Source organism: Solitalea canadensis DSM 3403 (assembly GCF_000242635.2).
GTDB classification, from domain to species: Bacteria; Bacteroidota; Bacteroidia; order Sphingobacteriales; family Sphingobacteriaceae; genus Solitalea; species Solitalea canadensis.
Window position 1 is genome coordinate 4,531,991 of sequence record NC_017770.1, and the last position, 19,746, is coordinate 4,551,736.

At 37.9% G+C, this 19,746-nt stretch carries 21 protein-coding genes; 13 read left to right on the forward strand and 8 right to left on the reverse strand.

All coding sequences use genetic code 11. The features are described from left to right. Nucleotides 1–94 precede the first annotated feature (94 nt). Nucleotides 95–1,126 (forward strand): MBL fold metallo-hydrolase, encoded by a 1,032-nt coding sequence (locus SOLCA_RS19025; protein WP_014682105.1) that lies wholly within the window; start codon nt 95–97, stop codon nt 1,124–1,126. 52 nt (nt 1,127–1,178) lie between these two features. Here the strand turns inward: SOLCA_RS19025 and SOLCA_RS19030 are convergent, their stop codons facing one another. Both SOLCA_RS19030 and SOLCA_RS19035 read right to left on the reverse strand, forming a co-directional pair. Beyond that, the gene (locus tag SOLCA_RS19030) at nt 1,179–1,751 is read right to left on the reverse strand and encodes a PAS domain-containing protein (RefSeq protein WP_014682106.1); all 573 of its coding nucleotides are present in this window, start codon (nt 1,749–1,751) and stop codon (nt 1,179–1,181) included. A 128-nt stretch (nt 1,752–1,879) separates the two neighbouring features. Beyond that, on the reverse strand, nt 1,880–3,640 hold the full coding sequence (locus SOLCA_RS19035; RefSeq protein WP_014682107.1) for an ABC transporter ATP-binding protein: 1,761 nt from the start codon (nt 3,638–3,640) through the stop codon (nt 1,880–1,882). Between the two features lie 94 nt (nt 3,641–3,734). Between SOLCA_RS19035 and SOLCA_RS19040 the strand changes: the two genes are divergently transcribed. From SOLCA_RS19040 to SOLCA_RS19050, 3 genes are all read left to right on the forward strand, one after another. Continuing rightward, nucleotides 3,735–4,112 carry a septal ring lytic transglycosylase RlpA family protein gene (locus SOLCA_RS19040; RefSeq protein ID WP_014682108.1) on the forward strand — a complete coding sequence of 126 codons (378 nt, stop codon included), beginning with the start codon at nt 3,735–3,737 and terminating at the stop codon, nt 4,110–4,112. Between the two features lie 589 nt (nt 4,113–4,701). Further along, entirely contained in the window at nt 4,702–5,676 is a 975-nt protein-coding gene (locus tag SOLCA_RS19045; RefSeq protein ID WP_014682109.1) for a ribonucleotide-diphosphate reductase subunit beta, read from the forward strand. Nucleotides 5,677–5,709: 33 nt separating this feature from the next. After that, on the forward strand, nt 5,710–7,404 hold the full coding sequence (locus SOLCA_RS19050) for a ribonucleoside-diphosphate reductase subunit alpha (RefSeq protein ID WP_014682110.1): 1,695 nt from the start codon (nt 5,710–5,712) through the stop codon (nt 7,402–7,404). A gap of 75 nt (nt 7,405–7,479) precedes the next feature. Here the strand turns inward: SOLCA_RS19050 and SOLCA_RS19055 are convergent, their stop codons facing one another. Together SOLCA_RS19055 and SOLCA_RS22545 are read right to left on the reverse strand one after the other, a co-directional pair. After that, nucleotides 7,480–8,271 (reverse strand): S41 family peptidase, encoded by a 792-nt coding sequence (locus tag SOLCA_RS19055; RefSeq protein ID WP_052308653.1) that lies wholly within the window; start codon nt 8,269–8,271, stop codon nt 7,480–7,482. Beyond that, nucleotides 8,199–8,789 (reverse strand): hypothetical protein, encoded by a 591-nt coding sequence (locus SOLCA_RS22545; protein ID WP_052308654.1) that lies wholly within the window; start codon nt 8,787–8,789, stop codon nt 8,199–8,201. The genes SOLCA_RS19055 and SOLCA_RS22545 overlap by 73 nt, the downstream gene beginning before the upstream one ends. 147 nt (nt 8,790–8,936) lie before the next feature. Here SOLCA_RS22545 and SOLCA_RS19060 point away from each other — a divergent pair, with 147 nt between their 5' ends. Both SOLCA_RS19060 and SOLCA_RS19065 read left to right on the forward strand, forming a co-directional pair. Further along, nucleotides 8,937–9,248, forward strand: coding sequence for a hypothetical protein (locus tag SOLCA_RS19060; RefSeq protein ID WP_014682111.1), 312 nt, complete (start codon nt 8,937–8,939; stop codon nt 9,246–9,248). 109 nt (nt 9,249–9,357) lie between these two features. Then, nucleotides 9,358–9,630 (forward strand): hypothetical protein, encoded by a 273-nt coding sequence (locus SOLCA_RS19065; RefSeq protein ID WP_042480208.1) that lies wholly within the window; start codon nt 9,358–9,360, stop codon nt 9,628–9,630. 84 nt (nt 9,631–9,714) lie between these two features. Here the strand turns inward: SOLCA_RS19065 and rmuC are convergent, their stop codons facing one another. Beyond that, nucleotides 9,715–11,073: a DNA recombination protein RmuC gene (gene rmuC / locus SOLCA_RS19070; protein ID WP_014682112.1), complete on the reverse strand. Its 1,359-nt coding sequence runs from the start codon at nt 11,071–11,073 to the stop codon at nt 9,715–9,717. Nucleotides 11,074–11,292: 219 nt separating this feature from the next. Between rmuC and SOLCA_RS19075 the strand changes: the two genes are divergently transcribed. Continuing rightward, complete coding sequence (locus tag SOLCA_RS19075; RefSeq protein WP_014682113.1) at nt 11,293–11,979, forward strand: zinc metallopeptidase; 687 nt, start codon at nt 11,293–11,295, stop codon at nt 11,977–11,979. A gap of 170 nt (nt 11,980–12,149) precedes the next feature. Here the strand turns inward: SOLCA_RS19075 and apaG are convergent, their stop codons facing one another. Continuing rightward, the gene (gene apaG / locus SOLCA_RS19080) at nt 12,150–12,536 is read right to left on the reverse strand and encodes a Co2+/Mg2+ efflux protein ApaG (RefSeq protein ID WP_014682114.1); all 387 of its coding nucleotides are present in this window, start codon (nt 12,534–12,536) and stop codon (nt 12,150–12,152) included. Between the two features lie 162 nt (nt 12,537–12,698). Continuing rightward, on the reverse strand, nt 12,699–13,688 hold the full coding sequence (gene dusB / locus SOLCA_RS19085) for a tRNA dihydrouridine synthase DusB (protein ID WP_014682115.1): 990 nt from the start codon (nt 13,686–13,688) through the stop codon (nt 12,699–12,701). A gap of 144 nt (nt 13,689–13,832) precedes the next feature. On the opposite strand from dusB, the gene SOLCA_RS19090 reads away from it, so the two are divergent. The 6 genes from SOLCA_RS19090 to SOLCA_RS19115 all read left to right on the forward strand — a co-directional run bounded on the left by SOLCA_RS19090 (nt 13,833) and on the right by SOLCA_RS19115 (nt 18,367). Further along, on the forward strand, nt 13,833–14,774 hold the full coding sequence (locus tag SOLCA_RS19090; RefSeq protein WP_014682116.1) for a CPBP family intramembrane glutamic endopeptidase: 942 nt from the start codon (nt 13,833–13,835) through the stop codon (nt 14,772–14,774). Then, complete coding sequence (locus SOLCA_RS19095) at nt 14,755–14,970, forward strand: putative signal transducing protein (protein WP_014682117.1); 216 nt, start codon at nt 14,755–14,757, stop codon at nt 14,968–14,970. Before SOLCA_RS19090 ends, SOLCA_RS19095 begins: the two co-directional genes overlap by 20 nt. Nucleotides 14,971–15,045: 75 nt before the next feature. Beyond that, entirely contained in the window at nt 15,046–15,861 is an 816-nt protein-coding gene (locus SOLCA_RS19100) for a phosphatidate cytidylyltransferase (RefSeq protein ID WP_014682118.1), read from the forward strand. A gap of 77 nt (nt 15,862–15,938) precedes the next feature. Beyond that, the gene (locus SOLCA_RS19105; protein WP_217166144.1) at nt 15,939–17,306 is read left to right on the forward strand and encodes a Glu/Leu/Phe/Val family dehydrogenase; all 1,368 of its coding nucleotides are present in this window, start codon (nt 15,939–15,941) and stop codon (nt 17,304–17,306) included. Nucleotides 17,307–17,416: 110 nt separating this feature from the next. After that, nucleotides 17,417–18,079: a phosphatidylserine decarboxylase family protein gene (locus SOLCA_RS19110; protein WP_014682120.1), complete on the forward strand. Its 663-nt coding sequence runs from the start codon at nt 17,417–17,419 to the stop codon at nt 18,077–18,079. A 54-nt stretch (nt 18,080–18,133) separates the two neighbouring features. Next, entirely contained in the window at nt 18,134–18,367 is a 234-nt protein-coding gene (locus SOLCA_RS19115) for a hypothetical protein (RefSeq protein ID WP_014682121.1), read from the forward strand. Nucleotides 18,368–18,422: 55 nt separating this feature from the next. Here SOLCA_RS19115 and SOLCA_RS19120 read toward each other — a convergent pair whose 3' ends face one another. Beyond that, the gene (locus SOLCA_RS19120) at nt 18,423–19,712 is read right to left on the reverse strand and encodes a mechanosensitive ion channel family protein (protein WP_014682122.1); all 1,290 of its coding nucleotides are present in this window, start codon (nt 19,710–19,712) and stop codon (nt 18,423–18,425) included. Nucleotides 19,713–19,746: the final 34 nt, after the last annotated feature.

Here is a 19,746-nt window from a genome sequence, read left to right on the forward strand (position 1 = left end):
AAAAATCAATGTGTTTTTAAAGGATGGTTAGCGTTTAGTGCTAAAGTAGATACAATGAAAAACTTTCATATTAACTTCGGGTTTATTTAGCGATATGACACTTAAAAAATTTGGCAGAAAGCCTTCCGGGGCGCATCTGCAGAAAATATATCAATCACCCAATTATAAGGACGGGTCATTTAAGAACCTTTCTCCCACTGAAGTAATGGCTGCAGAAAGTGGCTCCATGTTTAAAACACTGATGGAGTTTATGAACAAGCCCAAGAATACTGTTCCGCCATCCAGATTACCATCAATAAAGACAGAGCTTAAAAACCTGAAATCAGATAAAACAGCGCTTGTTTGGTTTGGTCATTCATCTTATTTCATCAGTATGGAAGGAAAAACCATTTTGGTTGATCCTGTTTTTAGTGGAAGCGCATCTCCCCTTGGATTGGGCTTTAAAAGTTTTGATGGAAGTGACGTATATAAAGTGGAGGATTTTCCGGAGATTGATGTGCTGATTCTTACGCATGATCATTACGATCACCTTGACTATGATACTATTCTAAAGCTTAAGCCCAAAATAAAACATATATGCACTTCATTAGGTGTTGGCTCTCATCTTTCCTACTGGGGCTTTGATGCATCAATTATTCGAGAATTTGATTGGTGGGAAACGGACGACATTATTAATGGAATTTCACTCACCGCAGCGCCTGCAAGGCATTTCTCTGGTCGGGGAATCAAAAGAGGACAAACACTTTGGTCGTCATTCATCTTGAAAAGCAACGATTGGTCAATTTACATTGGAGCAGATAGTGGATACGATTCACATTTTAAAGAGATCGGCGAAAAGTTTGGCCCGTTTGACCTTGCTATTTTAGAGGCCGGACAGTACAATGTAAAGTGGTCGGCAATTCATATGATGCCCGAAGAAACAGTTCAAGCCACAATCGATTTAAATGCCAAAGTTTTATTGCCGGTTCATTGGGGCAAATTCACACTGGCACTACACGCCTGGGACGAACCTATAGAAAGAGTATTGCTAAGGGCCGAAAAATTAAACGTAAAAGTAAGCACACCATTAATTGGTGAAAAGGTTGTTTTGGGCGAGAGCTATCCGAACAAAAAATGGTGGAGATAAAAAATAACGACCCCGATTAAATCGGGATCGCTGTTGAATATATAAAGAAGTTTTAACCAAAGAATCTGGCAAAAAAGCCTTTTTTCTCTTCTTTTGGTGCGCATGCTGTGATGATTTCTTCAATATAATCATCATAATCTTTACCCTGCTCTTCCAGAAAACCGTAAAAGTATTTCTCGCTAGCGTCTACCCCACTTGCTTGTTCGATTTGAAGCAGTTTTTCATACAAAGGTTCAATGTTACTGTTAATTACCTCCTGAGGTACTGCACGACGTCTTCCGTAGTAGTTAACAATTTCTTTGTTTTCATATTTAACTTCAAAATCGGTAATTACCCAGTAGTAGCGGCCACTTTTAGAAAGGTTTTTAACAACGGCGTGCATGTTTTTACCTTTTTTTAGATTTTCCCAAAGAATTTTAAAAACGACTTTAGGCATATCCGGATGGCGCACAATATTATGAGGCTGACCAACTAATTCATGCTCCTCATAACCCGAAACCTCAATAAACGTCTCATTTGCATACTCAATAACACCGAGAGAGTCGGTTTTACTCATAATTACCTTTGTTTTGTCCCAGGCAACTTCTTTGTTTATTGGTTCCGGTTTAGTAATAGATCTGATCATTATTTAACAGTTGATTAATCTGCAAAATTAGCAAAAATGCCTGGAATGGATGGTTTGTCATGTTTCTGATACATTTACATAAGGTCCGTTAGGCAATAAAAAAATAATGCTACATATTTATAAAAGGATCAATTCTCCTCAAACTCCATTTGACGCTCTCCAATTTGTTGGCGCCACATAGCATAATATAACCCTTTTTGTTCTACTAATTCATCATGATTTCCTGTTTCAACGATTTTGCCACGTTCTAAAACGAAAATCGTATTTGCATGCATTATTGTAGATAAGCGATGGGCAATCAGAATAGTTATCTGCTCATTTTTTTCTGACAGTGTAATGATCGTTTCTGTAATCTCTTCTTCTGTTAAAGAATCAAGAGCAGAAGTTGCTTCATCAAAGATCAATAAGCGTGGATTTCGGATAAGTGCTCTGGCTATAGATAATCGTTGCTTTTCTCCACCCGATAGCTTCATTCCTGATTCGCCCAACTTGGTGTTCAAGCCTTTTTCAGAGCGTTTAAGCATAGGGAGACAAGCAGCTTTTTCAAGTGCACTCATTATTTCGTCATCAGTAGCGTCGGGTTTAGCGAAAAGCAAATTCTCTTTAATAGTTCCGGCAAATAGCTGAATATCCTGTGTAACAAAACCTAACTGTCGGCGAGCTTCATTATACCGAATTTCTTTAATGGAAAGATCATTGTAATAAATTTCTCCACTAATGGGTGTATATAACCCAACCAATAATTTAACCAACGTGGACTTTCCAGAGCCGGAAGGGCCAACAAATGCCAGGGTATCACCAATGTTTGCTTCAAACGATAGTTGATCTATTGCATTGTATTTGGCGTTTTTGTGCCTGAAAACAACATTCTCAAAACGAAAAGTCTGCAACGGTCCAATTTTTACAGGGGATTCCGGCCGATATTCCGGTTCCTTCTTCATCAATTGATCAAACGTTTGCAGAGAGGCGGACGCCTCACGATAGGTTAAAATAATATTTCCAAGTTCCTGCAACGGACCGAAAATGATATTGATGATCACTTGCATGGATACAAGTTCCCCGGCCGATAATACATTTCTGAAAATAAGCCACAATAAAATGAAGAGAATAGATTGGCGCAATAGATTAAGCGCTGTTCCTTGAAGAAAGGAAAGAGTTCGTACTTTCTTTACTTTAGCAATTTCCAGATCAAATATCTTTTGAGTGTGCTCCTTCAATCGACGAATTTCAGGATAGGTTAACCCCATACTTTTAACAAGTTCAATGTTTCTCAGGGATTCAGTTATTGCTCCCGACATTTCAGCGGTTTCACGAACAATAGAACGTTGAATGGTTTTTATTTTCCGGCTTAACAGGCCTGTCAATCCGCCTAAAACCAACACTCCTATTAAAAAAACAGGAATCAACGACCAGTGTGTTGTAAATGCATACCAAACCAAAAAGCCAACGCCTACAATGGAGGAAAACAGAATATTGATAAAAGAACTAATAAAACGTTCTGTATCCGTTTTTACTTTTTGAAGGATAGAAAGTGTTTGTCCGCTTCGTTGTCCTTCAAATTCATGGTAAGGGAGTCTGATAGTCTGTTTAAGCCCATCATTAAAGATTTGCATCCCAAATTTTTGTACAACCAGTTTCATCACATAATCCTGAAACGTTTTTGCGAGTCTGGCTAAAAGAGCGACAACAACTGCTATTAACAGCCACAACATTATTCCTTTTATAGATTCTTGTTCTGAAAGTTTTGCGGGATTCAATGCATAATCATCAATGATTTTTCCAAAAATCAGTGGGTCAATTAATGATAATATTTGTGCAGCCCCGGCAAGCAATAGTGAAAGAATAACCCAAAATTTATGAGGTTTTAAGTAGAGCCAGAGTGTTTGCATAAAAAATCAAGTGTAGGTTTCTAATTTACTGATAAAAAACATGAGACATGGTTTGTTTCGTTAAAGAAACGAACACACTATCTTTACCAACATTATGAAATCTAAATACACCTTAGTTGCGGCCTTTGTTTTAACCGCAATGTTTATCGGATCGTGCGCTCCAAAAATCACAGAAAGCGGTCGGGCATCTTATTATGGGAATAAGTTTGAAGGCCGGAAAACCGCAAGTGGCGAAAAATATAAAGCTGCTAAATTAACGGCAGCGCATAAAACACTCCCATTCGGAACCACAGTTAAAGTTAAGAACCTTGATAATGGGAAAGTGGTTAAAGTAGTTGTTAATGACCGCGGACCATTTGTCGCCGGTCGTATTATTGACGTGTCGGGAAAGGCCGCCAAGCAATTGGATATGCAAAGTTCTGGAACCGCCAAAGTTGAAATTAAATATAAGAAGCCCAGACGTAGCAACTAAAGAATGAACGACAATTACTGTTGGGAATGATAAAAAATTAACATTTAGGTTAATTAGTGTTTATAGTTTTGATAGAGGCAAAGACAATAGAAGCAGTGAGTCTGTAACCAAACTTTTTGAAAAGAATATAACTAAGCCAATACGAAGTTACCAGTAATAAAGTGACAAGTATTCAAAAAAATATTCCACACAAAAATTGCGTACCGCTTTTTAACTAAGGGGCTCATTTCTATTTATTAATTGCGTTTTTAACGGTTGGAAAATCGAGAGAAGTCAAGAAATGGAAATTGTTTGTTGATAACTCTTGGAAGAACATAACGACAATCTTCTCTATTATTGCTGATAATTCTGGTCTCTTGTTCCGCAGACTCGCCTATTAAAACAATTTATAACAGCTAAGGCTAATTAAATAAATTTCTAATCGACTATAGATCAATGTTGTTGAAATATACTTGATCTTTCATACGGCATGTCTTGAACAAAACCTGAAATGTTGTGTTTTTTACAAGCACAAAGCGGAACCTCCTTCTAAAAGCAGGGGTTTCATTTTTTTAAATTTTCCGGAGTTCAATTTTTAATTTCTAAATATATGCCCATCTTCGACAAAAGGATAAACTATAAACCATTTGAGTACCCTGAAGTACTTAAGTTTACTGAAGCGATCAACAAAACCTATTGGGTACACAGTGAAGTCGACTTTACTGCAGATACACAGGATTTTCATTCACACCTTACTCTTGCCGAAAAAACAGCGATTAAGCATAGTCTTCTTGCAATTGCTCAAATTGAAGTAGCGGTTAAAAGCTTTTGGGGCAATATTTATGAACATTTTCCAAAACCAGAGTTCAACGGTTTGGGAAGTACATTTGCTGAGTGTGAATTCAGACACTCTGAAGCTTATTCGCGTTTATTAGAAGTATTAGGTTACAATAATGAATTTGAAAAGCTTTTAACAGTTCCTGTTATTATGCGTCGTGTAAACTACCTTTCAGAAGTACTTAAAGACGCACGCTCTCAAGACAATAAAAAATACATGGTATCGCTGATCCTATTCAGCATACTGATAGAAAATGTTTCCCTTTTCAGCCAGTTTGCCATCATTCTTTCGTTCACCCGCTTTAAAGGGTATATGAAAAATGTAAGCAATATTATTGCGTGGACATCTGTTGATGAACAGGTTCACGCTAATGCCGGAATCTACATTGTAAATAAAGTCAGAGAAGAGTATCCTGAGTTTTTTAATGAGGAAACTATAAATCTGATTAGAAGTAGTGTAAAAGATTCGATTAAAGTTGAAGCCGACATTCTGGATTGGATTTTTGAAAAAGGAGATATTGAAATTATCAAAAAGGATGACCTCATTAACTTCATGAAGTTCCGAATTGACGAAAGCCTTTCACAAATAGGGATTGAAACAATTTTTAACGTGAGTCAGGAAGATTATCGTGCGATGTCGTGGTTTGAAGAAGAAGTTTTTGCCAACAGTCTTGATGACTTCTTTGCTAAACGCCCAGTTGAATACACTAAGCATGATAAGAGCATAACGGCGAACGATTTATTTTAATTTCAGGGTTTACAAAATTACGGACTATTATTTATGTTAAATATTTCAACTGATACAGAAGCTATTCCTAATAATGAATTAAATAATAAGCTTTGGTGGAAAAACACGGAAAGTGAACAGATACTGAACAGAGGCTATTTATTAAAAGGGGAAACGGTTGAAGGAGCTATCGATAGAATTTGCTCAGCTGCGGCTCGCAGACTTTTCAGACCTGAACTTAAAGAATCATTTCAGGAAATGATTGAGCGAGGCTGGATGAGTGTAAGTTCTCCGGTATGGGCAAATATGGGAACCGAAAGAGGCTTGCCAATTTCATGTTTTAATGTGCATGTTCCTGATGACATTGAAGGAATTACCCATAAGCTTGGCGAAGTAATCATGCAAACTAAAATCGGCGGAGGTACGTCGGGATATTTTGGTGAATTACGAGAAAGGGGCAGTGCAGTAACCGATAATGGTAAAAGTAGTGGTGCGGTAAGTTTTATGAAACTTTTTGACACGGCGATGGATACCATTTCACAAGGAGGAGTGCGTCGTGGTGCGTTTGCTGCTTACTTGGATATTGATCATGCAGATATTGAAGAGTTTCTGAAAATTAAAAGTATTGGAAATCCTATTCAGAATCTTTTTACGGGAGTTTGTGTTCCTGATTATTGGATGCAGGAAATGATCGATGGTGATGTAGACAAACGTAATATTTGGGCTAAAGTGCTTGAAAGCCGTCAACAAAAAGGGCTTCCCTACATTTTCTTCTCAGATAATGTCAATAAAAACAAACCACAGGTTTATAAAGACAACAATCTTCGTATTAATGCAAGTAATCTTTGTAGTGAGATTATGCTTCCATCGTCGAAAGACGAATCCTTTATCTGTTGTTTATCTTCCATGAACCTTGAGCTTTATGACGAATGGAAAGATACAGATGCAGTTAAATTAGCCATCTTTTTCCTTGATGCAGTATTACAGGAGTTCATTGAAAAAACTGAAGGCAATTACTACTTGGCGGCTGCCAATCGTTTTGCGAAAAGACATCGTGCGCTAGGATTGGGTGTGTTAGGATGGCATTCTTATTTGCAGAAAAACATGATTCCATTTGAGGGTCTTGAGTCAAAGATGAAAACGACGGAGATTTTCAAGCATATAAATGAGAAAGCGGATAAAGCCACTCAGGAATTAGCCAGGATTTATGGCGAACCAGAATTGCTTAAGGGATATGGCAGACGTAATACAACAACTTTAGCGATTGCTCCTACAACTTCCTCTTCGGCAATTTTAGGCCAAACGTCTCCAGGAATTGAACCGTTCAGTAGTAATTATTACAAAGCAGGATTATCTAAGGGTAATTTTATGCGAAAGAATAAATACCTTAAGAAACTGCTGGAGGCAAAAGGGTTAGACAATGAAGAAGTTTGGAGAGAGATTATGCTTAATGGAGGTAGCGTTCAGCATATGACTCAGCTTACAGAGGAGGAGAAAGCCGTGTTTAAAACCTTTAAAGAAATAAGCCAGTTGGAAATTATCCAACAAGCATCCATCCGACAAAAATATGTTGACCAGGCGCAGAGCCTTAACCTAAACATCCCTTCAGACCTTCCAATTAAACAAGTTAATGGGTTGTTAATTGAAGCATGGAAATTGGGTATTAAAACATTGTATTATCAAAGAAGTCAGAGTGTGTCGAAAGAGTTTATCACGAGCCTGGTAAGTTGCAGTAGTTGTGAGTCGTAAAAAAAAGAATATATACGTTAATAAAAACGGGCTTCTCATTTGAGAAGCCCGTTTTATTTTGAAGTCGTTTCCTGATTAAAGACCTTTATTTTGGTCGTCAATTATAATTGGAATAACTTTTTTCTCAAGTTGAATACTTTCAACGTATTTCAATCCTTTGGTTGACTCTACTCCTTTTGTTGATGCAACTGTACTTCCATCAATAAGGTTTAGCGCTTTTGCCAATAATGGATCATGTATATCTCCCAACGGGTATAATGATTGGTCCAACTCGTTAATGATATATTGGGGACTTAATCCGGATTCATAATCACCAAAACCATCTTTATTGGCCAGTTTAAACATTATAGGTTGTATTGCCCACGAAATTCTTTCCGGTTTTCGCTGATCATAAATAGTACTGGATGCTTGATTTTTTCCAACAGTAACTTTTCCAATATGCACTACATTGATAAATGGGCGCAGGTTATTAATGACTAATTCACTTGCTGAGGCCGAGTAGTCGGTAGCCAGTATATATACTGTCGGAAGGTTAAGATTAGCTGACTTGATCGCTGGGAAAGACGAGCTGTTAAAAATATCGGAATAACGGTAATTGGTTTTTCCCATGTTTTTATTGCCCTGGAATTGCACGAAAATATTCTCTTCAAGAAATCCTTTCTGAATTAAGGCCGTAATAAGTGCCGCTGAAGAGACTGAACCTCCCGGATTATACCTTAAATCAAGTACAAGCTGTGAAATTCCGGCTGATTTGAACTTTTGGAATGTTTGCAATAAAGCCTCATTATGCTCTTTTATGAATTGAGAATAATATAAATAACCAACTTTGGTTCCATTTGGAGTGTTGTATACTGTATCAAGAGGCAATGGATTTTGGCTAATGTTAGTACAAATGGATTGTTTTCAAATAAAGCTGTGATTGCTGTTTTGTAATTACTAAGGGTTATTCTCGTACCATTGATCTTTATGAACTTCTGTCCTCTCTTTATTTTTAGATTATTTGCAGGAGACCCAGGGACAACGTATTTAACCAATCCATTTACGTTATTTGGATTCAGTCTGTCTTGTTCTAAGTAAAAATCAATACCAGAGGTCTTGTATATACCATTAAGGTTTTTTATAAGTTCTTCTTTTGGCTGAATCCAAGAGAAGCGATCGTGCTTACTAATGATCGATGCAAAAAAACTTTCCGGGTCCTGGTTAAAGTTCGGTTGACTAGGAAGTTCATCATTCCAATAATAATACACCCTCATGCTGTCCAAAACCCATTTGTTTATTTCTGAGTTGGAGACTCTGGGATCAGTGTCACTTTTTTTACAGGAAACTGATACAGCAACCAGTAGTAAGGTGTAAAGCGAAATATTTCGCCAAAAGCTTTTTTTCATAAGAAACTGATGTTGTGTATAGTTAATAATTTTATCGAGGCCTAAAATAAAGGAATGTTAGTAAATAGCAAGGCGCATTGGCTTATTATGAAAAGATATTGGTCGTTGAGGGACAAACAGCAGTAGTTCTTAACCCTGAAGAAGTTCTTGACAAACGACAAAAAGTCTGTTGAAATTCCGGAATCTGATCCACAAATGAATAAAAGTGTAGAAGAATTGAATGTGACAATGCAACAGTCAGATCTTCAAAACCTGGTTATAAGCAGGACTACCATTCTTAGTGGACATTTAAAGGAAACTGAGCAAAAGAGATTGCTTTTAATGGAAGATTATAGCAATGCTGAAGCTATTTTGCTAAACGAAAAATATAACCAGGAAGCCTTATTGGCTAAATCTAGTAAAGGGCGTAAGGCAATTAACGAATATAGAGCTGCTTGTGATAAAGCAGAGGAGAACTGAAAGATCGTTTCACAGAAGAAATTGAAGAACAATTTGATCAAAAGCCCGCTGAGGTGAAGTCGTACAAACTTATTCAGCAAGGACTACGACATGAAGAAAAAATAGTCAGGTGGTTTATCAAACTGACTTTACCATAAATGGTTGGGTGAAAAGAGCTGGGAATAACTATATGATCGATATTGGTAAGTTTATAGGAGGTCAGGTAAACCTAACTAAATCAGCTGAAAGAGACAGAAAAGTAGATGTTTACATGCCTTTTGCAAGAACCTTTATAACTGTTATTTCGTTGGAAATTCCACAAAATTATGCTGTTGAAGGTGTTAAGGCGCTTAATAAAAGCCTATCAATGAAGCCGTTGATTTCGGTAGCAAGAAAGTTTTGATTAAAAAGGGATCAAGTCTTTCTATGAAGTAATATTTTAAAAACAAATCCCGCAGAAACTCATGCCGGATTTGTTTAAAACAGACTATTCGCTTAATTCATCTCCGCCGTTAACCAATAAATATTTTTCATCCAATTGTTTCCCGGTTTTTGCACCTAATTTCTTCAGTTTTTCTGCGGTAACGGTTAAACTTCCCCTTCCGTTTGACAGCTTGTTTATCGCTTTATCATACGACTCTCGAGATTGACGCAAATTCTTATCGATTTGTTCCATATCTGTTATAAAGCCGACGAACTTATCATACATATCGCCACTTAGGCGAGCGATTTCCATAACGTTTCGGTTTTGTTTTTCTTGCTTCCAGATGGAGGCAACTGTTCTCAGCGTAGCTAATAAAGTGCTCGGACTAACAATCACCACCTTCTTATCCCAGGCATAGCCAAACAGATCGTGGTCCGCCTGCACGGCCACGCTAAAAGAGGACTCAATTGGAACGAATAACAAAACAAACTCAGGGGTATTTAAACCATTTAATTGCGAGTAGTTTTTGTTGCTCAATTCAATGACATGGTTTCGCAGCGAGTTTAAATGCGATTTCTTGAAACGATCGCTGTCTTCATCATTTTCGGCATTAACCCATTGTTCGTATGCCAGCAAAGAAACCTTTGAGTCAATTACCAAGTGTTTGTTTTCAGGCAAATGGATAATAATATCGGGATGATACCTATTTCCGTCTGTTCCGCTTAATCCCATCTTTTTTGCCTGTGAGGTGTAACTCTCTCCTTCAATTAATCCGGAACGTTCTAGCACCCGTTCCAAAATAAACTCACCCCAATTTCCCTGTTTTTTAGTATCGGACTTTAATGCCCTGGCCAGATTATTGGCTTCCTCACTTATTTTACTATTTAGGTCGAACAGTTTTTTAACTTCTTCTTTTAGGCTGATTTTGTCGCGAAGTTCCTGATCGTACGCCGTTTCCACTTTCTTTTCAAACGCATCAATCTTCTCCTTTAATGGATGGAGCAGTTGATCAAGGTTCTTCTGATTTTGATCTGTAAACTTTTGCGACTTTTCTTCTAAAAGTTTCCCTGCAATGTTTTCAAATTGCAACGCAAATTTCTTTTGTATCTCTTCAATATCTTGGCGCTGTTCGTCAACGCGTTGCAGCTGACTGTTCAGGTTCTCGCGTAAACGGGCCAGTTCAACACTTAAAACCCGAACTTCATGCCGTTCTTTATCAAGTTCTGTGTACAGGCTAGCCTGTTCTTGCTTTGATTGCGTTTTCAGGGCAACTAACTCAACCTGAGCCAACCTTTCACGTTCTTCCAGTTTTGATTTATCGATGTTGAGCAAATGGAGCTGCTTATTTGAAATGATGCGGGCTGCAAGAAAGCCACCAAAGGCTCCCGTTGCCAATCCAATAGAGATAGTCGTAATATCCATGAAATACTATAGAATTTGAGATAAGTGTAAAGAAGCACAATAATTATTAGCAAAACAAAAGCAAGCAATCAACCTGAAAATAATGCAGACTAAAAGGTATATTGAGTAATGAACCTGAAATAATGTCGTGCCGGAGATGTAAAAATCCTAGCACAAAAGGGTTAATCTTCGGCTTGGAATATTTTTTGAGTATTTTAGAGGAAATAAATTAAACAAACTATGTACTGGATTTTAATAGGTGGAACATTTTTGATTAGTATGTTGGTAAGCTGGCGATTTAAAAGCAAGTTTAGCAAGTATTCGCAGGAACCGCTAAGCGCTGGATTAACAGGACGCCAGGTTGCTGAAAAAATGTTACAGGATAATGGAATTACCGACGTACAGGTGGTTTCAATTGAAGGAATGCTGGGTGATCATTATAACCCTGCTAATAAAACTGTTAATCTTAGCCCAGATGTTTATCATGGTGCAAGTGTAGCGGCCGCTGCTGTGGCTGCACATGAGTGCGGACACGCTGTTCAACATGCACACTCTTATGCCTGGTTGAATTTCCGTTCGGCAATGGTGCCAGTTCTTACCGTATCATCACAATGGATGATGTGGGTTATTATGGGTGGTTTACTAGTGTTGAACTTTACTCATAACCCTACGGTGCTTTGGATTGGAATAGGCCTTTTTGGGGCGACCACGGTATTCAGTTTTGTAACACTCCCGGTGGAGTTTGATGCAAGTAACCGTGCTTTAGCTTGGTTGGATAACGCAGGCATTACCCGTTCTCGCGAGCATGAAGATGCAAAGGATGCTTTATGGTGGGCTGCAATGACCTATGTAGTAGCAGCTTTAGGATCATTAGCTACCTTGATCTACTATATCATGTTAGCTACCGGAGCCAGCAGAAGAAACTAATAAGCAATAAAACTCATTAATATAAAAATGGCGGTTGAGTAATCAACCGCCATTTTTTATAATCAAATAATCAAATAATCAAATAATCAAATAATCAAATAATCAAATAATCAAATAATCAAATAATCAAATAATCAAATAATTCGTAACCCGTAATCCGCAATCTCCCTTTAATTCAACCGATAAGGACTGATTAACTGAAATTCGGGAATATTTACTTCGAACTGAACTCCATCTACTAATCGAGTCATTCCATAAGTTCCTTTCATTGAGCCTATTTCTGTAGTTAAATTGCAACCAGAAACATATTCGTGTGTTTCTCCTGGGTCAATAACAGGTTGCTGACCAACAACACCCTCACCTTCCACTTCACGGTGTGTGCCATTTGAGTCAAATATATACCAATGTCTCCGCATTAGTTGTACCGTATAATCCGTAAGATTTTCTATGGTGATTTTATAGGCAAACATAAAATGACTGTTTGCCGGATTTGAATATTCCGGTTGATATACGGTTTCTACCGAAATTTTAACACCGTCTGTAATTTTAGTAACCATACCAGTGTTCTTTTTTGATTGAGGGCAAATTAGAAAAAAATATCATTTACATGCATGAAATTTAAATCTGATTTGTAAAAAACTGAATGCGTAGTTAATTAATTAAATAAACGGTATAAGTATCCGGTTATCAATTTATTAGTTTCTTTTTCAGTACAATATTTACGCCAAAACAGAAGAATAAGTTTCAGAGATCTCGTCTAAAACAGCATTAATTTCATAAACGGAGTTTAAGGTTACAAGCTGACTACGCAGATCTTTGCTGTTTGGAAGTCCTTTAAAGTAGTTAGCATAATGACGACGCATCTCAAAGATTCCGGTCTTCTCCCCTTTCCACTCAACCGACTTAAGGAAGTGTGTGCGGCAAACCTCTACTCTTTCAGAAATTGTTGGACCCGGAAGTGTTTCTCCTGTTTCAAAATAATGCTTTACCTCTCTAAAGATCCATGGATAACCAATTGAGGCTCGTCCAATCATAATCCCATCTACTTCGTATTCCTTTCTCCAGGCAAATGCTTTTTCGGCTGAGTCAACATCACCGTTTCCGAAAATTGGAATTTCAATATTCGGATTACGCTTAATGTCTCTGATCATGGTCCAGTCGGCCGATCCTTTATACATTTGAGCGCGTGTACGACCATGAATAGTTAGGGCTTTGATTCCTACTTCCTGCAATCGCTCTGCAACCTCATGCACATTTTTGGTATTATCATCCCATCCTAACCGTGTTTTTACAGTAACCGGTAAATGTGTAGCTTCAACAACAGCTTTAGTCATCTTCACCATCTTGTCAATGTCTTGTAACAAGCTGGCACCGGCACCCTTACAGGCAACGTTTTTTACAGGACAACCATAGTTGATATCAATAAGGTCAGGTTCAACTTTGGTAGCAACAATCGTCGCCTCGCGCATGCTTTCAATGTTGCTTCCGAATATTTGAATACCAATGGGTCGTTCGTATTCGAAAATATCAAGCTTTTGAAGACTTTTTGCAGCATCCCGGATCAAGCCCTCCGAAGAAATGAATTCAGTATACATCAAATCTACCCCGTTTTGCTTACACACATAACGGAACGGCGGATCACTGACATCTTCCATTGGTGCCAACAACAAGGGGAACTCGCCCAACTCAATATTTCCTATCTTTACCAAAACTCAAAATTTTCGCAAAATTACTAATTTACAAGCAGCATATCAATGTTTAGTAGTGTATTGTGCTGTTGAATAGCCAATTACGAACATATTGCTATAGCTGCAAACGTTAATTATCACTATATTAAACTATAAAATAAACGAGTGAAAAAAGGACTTTTACGAGAACTACCCTTAGTAATAAAATTGCTGGCGCTTGTGACAATTGCATTTTTCAGCATGTCATTCTTTACTGCAATTTCAGCTTTACTTCTTCAACCTATTTTTGGGATTAACATAGTTCAGGACCCTAATGCGTTAACCAATTACGATCATGCAAATACGTTGGCGGCTTTTAAATTCCTGCAGGTCGTACAGGCCATCACCTTGTTTATTGTGCCAGCGCTTGTATTTCCATGGTTGTGTGGCGAAAACACAACTGATTACCTAAAAGCAAGGAAAGCTCCGACACTTTCTTTAGTTTTTTTAGTGTTACTGATTGCTTATTTCTCGTCGCCACTATTGGAGTTAACCAATCAGGTTAATCAGAGAATGGATTTTCCGGATTTTTTGAATCGTGTGGAAGAGTGGATGCGAATGAAAGAGGATCAAATGGCTGGATTAACGAAGGCCTTCCTGAAAATGGATACAGTCCGGCAATTAATTTTTAACTTATTTATGATAGCGGTACTTCCTGCCATGGGCGAAGAGCTGCTATTCAGAGGGGTACTTCAAAAATTATTGATAGATAGCTCTCGCAATCACCATGCAGGTATCTGGATCGCAGCCATTATATTTAGTGCACTGCATTTCCAATTTTATGGATTCTTGCCTCGAATGTTCTTGGGTGTTTTGTTCGGTTATTTGTTTTATTGGAGCGGAAATATTTGGTTGCCAATTATAGCTCACTTTATTAATAATTCGACTGTGGTGGTAGTTTCGTACCTCTTTCAACATAAATTCATAAATTTCGATATAGATAAAGCCTCAAAAGTTTCTATTGAAGCTTACGTGGCTTGTTTTGCTATCAGTGTTTTACTGGTTGTTACTTTTTATCGTAATACACGCTCTTCTACGACAAGTAATTATGGAAACGAATTGGATTAAGATCTATACAACACATGAATGGTACAAGGCGGAGTTGGTTAGCCATTTGCTGGAGCAGGAAAATCTGGAAGTAGTTTGTCTTAACAAGAAAGACTCTTCTTATTTAAGCTTTGGCGCCATTGAGCTGTATGTTCACCAGAAAGATTTTACCAAAGCAATCGAAGTTATTGTGCTGAATGAAGAAAATCCGGACTAAATTCAATTATTCTTTTTTTCTTGTATAAAGACTATTTTTCTAAACTAAACCTAATTTTGCGCCATAAACTAACTCATGAGTAATTTAGTACAACGTACCATCACCGGCTTCTTTTTTGTAGCCGTCCTAGTTTTTTGTGTCTCTTATAACGGCTACTCGCTGTCGGCATTATTTTTTATTATTTCTGTTTTAAGCTTGTATGAATTTTACGGCTTGATTAAACAAGGTAATTATAAACCTAATATTCCGTTGGGAATGGTTGTGGGAGTAGTTGTTTACCTAGTTTTTATGTTAAGAAACTATAGCCAGATCACCAGTAGTACGATCTCTTTAGTGTTCCCATTGTTGTTCATTTTCTTTTTAGTGGAACTGTTTCTAAAACATCAAAAACCTTTTGAGAATGTTGCGATGAGTATTTTGGGTCCGGTGTATGCAGTTTTGCCATTTGCTATTTTTACTGGGTTGGGCTTTATGCACGGAATGATCTATAATTACCAGCTGCCATTAGGGTTTCTGATATTATTATGGAGCAATGATACTTTCGCTTACCTGTTTGGGAGACAATTTGGAAAACATAAGTTGTTTGAACGTATCTCTCCTAAGAAAACTTGGGAAGGATTTTTTGGAGGAATGTTATCAGCGGTAGCAATTTCACAAGTTCTTGCTCATTATTTTCCTACGTTAAGCGCATTGAATTGGGCTGTTGTAAGTTTGATTATCGTGTGCTTCGGAACATTAGGCGACTTGGTTGAATCAATGTTCAAACGTAGCTTAGATGTTAAAGATTCAGGAACTATACTTCCCGGACATGGCGGATTATTGGACAGATTTGATGGATTGCTCGTTTCTGCACCGTTTGTGTACGCATATTTAATTTTTCTTGGAGTTTAATTGAAACTAACTAAAAAAGCATTATTAACAATGTTGGTAATGCATTGTTAAATGCTATTGATTATCAATATTGCAATTTGAGAGAGCGTTCAGCCATTTGCTGGACGCTTTTTTTTGTTATTTCTATAAAGATTGCAACATTTGCAGACCAATTATTGATAAATACCTTATTTATGGAAGTTAAAGAGAGTAAGCTCGCAGGGCATTCTAACCCATTCGAGTCCATGATGTCACGTTTTGATGTGGCAGCAAAAATCCTTGGATTAGACGAAGACACCTATAACATGTTAAAATCACCTGTAAAACAGGTAATGGTTAATCTTCCGGTAACGATGGATAATGGAAGAATCAACGTGTATGAAGGTTTCCGCGTAATTCACAATAACTATATGGGTCCGGGTAAAGGCGGTATCCGTTTCGCAATGGATGTTGACCTTGATGAAGTAAAAGCACTTGCAGCCTGGATGACTTGGAAATGTGCGGTTGTAAACGTTCCTTTTGGTGGAGCAAAAGGAGGTGTTAAATGTGACCCTCGTACAATGTCAAAAGGTGAACTAGAGCGCTTAACTCGTGCTTACACCCAGGCAATGGCAGATGTTTTCGGTCCGGAAAAAGATATTCCTGCACCTGATATGGGTACTGGCCAACAAGAAATGGCTTGGTTAATGGACGAATTCTCAAGAATTAAAGGATTTACCAATGCTGGTGTTGTTACTGGAAAGCCATTAGTTTTAGGCGGATCAAAAGGTCGTGTAGAAGCAACTGGCCGCGGAGTAATGGTTACATGCCGTGCTGCTTTAAATAAATTGAAAATTAATCCTGCAAATGCAACTGCTGCTGTTCAAGGTTTCGGTAACGTGGGTTCAATCTCCGCTAAGTTATTAGAGAGCCAGGGAATTAAAATTGTAGCTATTTCAGATGTTACCGGAGCTTATTATAATGCTAATGGTATTAATGTTTCGGAAGCAATTGCCTATTCACAAGCCAACAAAAACTCTTTAGAAGGATATAAAAACGCAGAAAAAATCACTAATGATCAGTTGTTAACTTTAGATGTTGATGTATTGGTTCCTGCTGCATTGCAAGATGTTATCACTAAAGACAACGCACCTAATATTAAGGCTAAATTAATTGTTGAAGGCGCAAATGGTCCAACATCTGCTAATGCTGATGCAATTCTTAAGGAAAAAGGAATCATGATCGTTCCGGATATTTTGGCGAATGCAGGTGGTGTAACTGTTTCGTACTTTGAGTGGGTTCAAAACCACCAAGGGTATTATTGGACAGAAGAGCGCGTAAATCGTCGTGCTGATCGTACTATGAAAGAAGCTTTCGAGCAAGTTTATCAGGCATCTATCAAGTTCAATGTTGACATGCGTATTGCCGCTTACATTGTAGCAATTGATAAAGTTGCCAGCACACGTAAATTATTGGGCGGATTCTAACACCTAAACCAGGTTTAAAAGTTTGCCACTGACAAACTTTATATAAAAAGGTTGTAAGGTTGATAGGCTAAAACTATTAACTTTGCAACCTTTATTTTTAACTTTGATTTATGAAATTTCACCGTGAAGGCTACGCAAGCCTGGCTCTCGTAATAGTTTTTAGTGCTGTACTAATCTGGGCAGCTCGTTTCTTCTTTCCTGAGACCACATTTGTGCATTATATTGCTTATGTGTTGTCGGGAGTTTTGATCATAACCATTTTACAGTTTTTTCGTGATCCTTCTATCGCGATCAACAAGGGAGAGAATTTCGTTCTTTCTCCTGCTGATGGAAAAGTAGTAGTTATAGAAGAAGTTGAGGAAAACGAATATTTTAAAGATAAACGTTTACAGGTTTCTGTTTTTATGTCGCCGGTAAACGTGCATATTAACCGTAACCCTGTTGCAGGAACTGTTAAATATGCTAAATATCATCCAGGTTTGTATTTGGTGGCATGGCATCCAAAGTCATCAACGGAAAATGAGCGCACCACCATTGTAATTGAAAATAAACCTAAAGTGGAGGTGTTATTCCGTCAAATCGCAGGAGCTTTAGCTCGTCGGATTGTTTTTTATGTAAAGGAAGGCGATAAAGTTGAACAAGGTGGAGAAATGGGTTTTATTAAATTCGGATCTCGTGTTGATGTTTTCTTGCCAATTGGCACTAAAATCAATGTAGAATTAAACCAGGTTGTTAAGGGCGGTAGAACCGTTTTGGCAGAACTTGGAGCTTAATTGCTTGTCTTTGAAATCAATTATTGATATACTTGAGTTTTAAACACTGAAATTATGAAGAAATTAATGATGATGATTGCTCTGGTTGGAGTAGTTTCTTTTGCTACTGCACAGGATGGTAAAGAAGCAACCAAAAAAGAGACAGCTAAGAGCTGTTGTTCAAAAGACGCTAAAAGTACAAGCTCTGCAGATAAAAAAGCTTGCTGCCAAAAGCCTGCTGCGGGAGAAAAGAAAGCTTGCTGCAAAGATGGCGACAAAGCAAAAGCATCAGCTACAAAAACTAAATAGTTATTGGTTAGCGTATAAAATAAAAGGTCCCGAAATTTCGGGGCCTTTCTTGTTTCTAGTCTACAGGTGTTATCTGTGGCGATGATGAACCATCTATTGTTTCGTGTAAAACCTTTCGTGTTGGAAAGGCGATCTCGGCTTTGTTTGTGTTTACGATCGCTAATATTTTATAAGCAATCTCTTCTTTTAGCTTCACGTACTCTGTGTTTGGAATCATTTCGATAAAATAGGAGATTACAATATTCAACGCTGATTCACCGAAACTGTCAAATGCAACGGTGATGTCGTCTGCTACATTTGGTGTGTTTTTTAAATAAGTATCGATTTCGGAAGTAATGGCTTTCATTTGTGCCGGACTAGTCGAGTAATCAAGCCCCAGGTTGAATTTAACACGTCGGAGGCTCTTCTCTGTGAGGTTGTCCATCGGATTGTCCACAATGCGCTTATTTGGCATCGAAACAAGGCTTTTCTCGTTGGTTCGAATGCGGGTGCTCCTGAAGCCTACCTTTTCAACAGTTCCTTCTACACCGCCTACGTTTACGTTGTCTCCAACAATAAATGGCTTATCAATAAAAATGGTAAATGCGCCAAAAAGATTTTCGACAGTTTCTTTACCGGCCAACGCCAATGCCAATCCCCCAATTCCCAGACCACTTACAATAAGTCCCACGTTTAAATTGAAAACGGCACTCATAATAACAAAAAAGCCAAGGGAACCAATAAGGATTTTTACCAGTTCACGTGTAAAAGGGATCAGCTGTAAGCCGGCTTTTGATTCGCTTTCGGTGGCTTTGTTCATTAAAACAAATGCGATAAAGTCGATTATTCTTAATAGCATCCAGAAAAAGGTTCCTAAAACCAGAAACAGGAAAAGCTTATCAATAATATCAGCATAAGTGACTATGCTCTTGCTTTCGGCAGGAGCAATATTTTCTTTTGCTTTTGCATTGAACTCATTTAATGAATTTGCTGCTGCAGCCGTAGGAGTAAGAACTGTTTTTTTCGCCGTGTTATTGTTTGTCGGAGCTTCTTGCTTTACGGTTTGGGTAACTCGTGGAGCTCTGTTAAAAACAGGCTTGTTTAAGGGATGATCGAGTTGATTTACGGCCAGATAAATTGCACAGAAAAGGATTAACAGTTCAATAGGTCTTATCATTAAATCAACAAACGTTCCGGCCGCACTGTCACCAGAGAACTGTTTAAATAAACGGAATAGAAGCTTGCTGAGCAGCTTTGAAATAATTCGTTTGAATATTATCCCGAAAAATAAAATTCCTCCCAACCAAATATAGTTAGAGAGTGGGTTTCCCCAGAATACACTGTCCAAGAATTGCAGAATGATCATATATAAAAATAACGATGAAAAGGGACATTATAGG

Coding starts and splice junctions, on each gene's coding strand:
- SOLCA_RS19025 (WP_014682105.1), top strand. CDS start 95: ATGACACTTAAAAAATTTGGCAGAAAGCCTTCCGGGGCGCATCTGCAG.
- SOLCA_RS19030 (WP_014682106.1), bottom strand. CDS start 1,751: ATGATCAGATCTATTACTAAACCGGAACCAATAAACAAAGAAGTTGCC.
- SOLCA_RS19035 (WP_014682107.1), bottom strand. CDS start 3,640: ATGCAAACACTCTGGCTCTACTTAAAACCTCATAAATTTTGGGTTATT.
- SOLCA_RS19040 (WP_014682108.1), top strand. CDS start 3,735: ATGAAATCTAAATACACCTTAGTTGCGGCCTTTGTTTTAACCGCAATG.
- SOLCA_RS19045 (WP_014682109.1), top strand. CDS start 4,702: ATGCCCATCTTCGACAAAAGGATAAACTATAAACCATTTGAGTACCCT.
- SOLCA_RS19050 (WP_014682110.1), top strand. CDS start 5,710: ATGTTAAATATTTCAACTGATACAGAAGCTATTCCTAATAATGAATTA.
- SOLCA_RS22545 (WP_052308654.1), bottom strand. CDS start 8,789: ATGAAAAAAAGCTTTTGGCGAAATATTTCGCTTTACACCTTACTACTG.
- rmuC (WP_014682112.1), bottom strand. CDS start 11,073: ATGGATATTACGACTATCTCTATTGGATTGGCAACGGGAGCCTTTGGT.
- SOLCA_RS19075 (WP_014682113.1), top strand. CDS start 11,293: ATGTACTGGATTTTAATAGGTGGAACATTTTTGATTAGTATGTTGGTA.
- apaG (WP_014682114.1), bottom strand. CDS start 12,536: ATGGTTACTAAAATTACAGACGGTGTTAAAATTTCGGTAGAAACCGTA.
- SOLCA_RS19095 (WP_014682117.1), top strand. CDS start 14,755: ATGGAAACGAATTGGATTAAGATCTATACAACACATGAATGGTACAAG.
- SOLCA_RS19100 (WP_014682118.1), top strand. CDS start 15,046: ATGAGTAATTTAGTACAACGTACCATCACCGGCTTCTTTTTTGTAGCC.
- SOLCA_RS19110 (WP_014682120.1), top strand. CDS start 17,417: ATGAAATTTCACCGTGAAGGCTACGCAAGCCTGGCTCTCGTAATAGTT.
- SOLCA_RS19115 (WP_014682121.1), top strand. CDS start 18,134: ATGAAGAAATTAATGATGATGATTGCTCTGGTTGGAGTAGTTTCTTTT.
- SOLCA_RS19120 (WP_014682122.1), bottom strand. CDS start 19,712: ATGATCATTCTGCAATTCTTGGACAGTGTATTCTGGGGAAACCCACTC.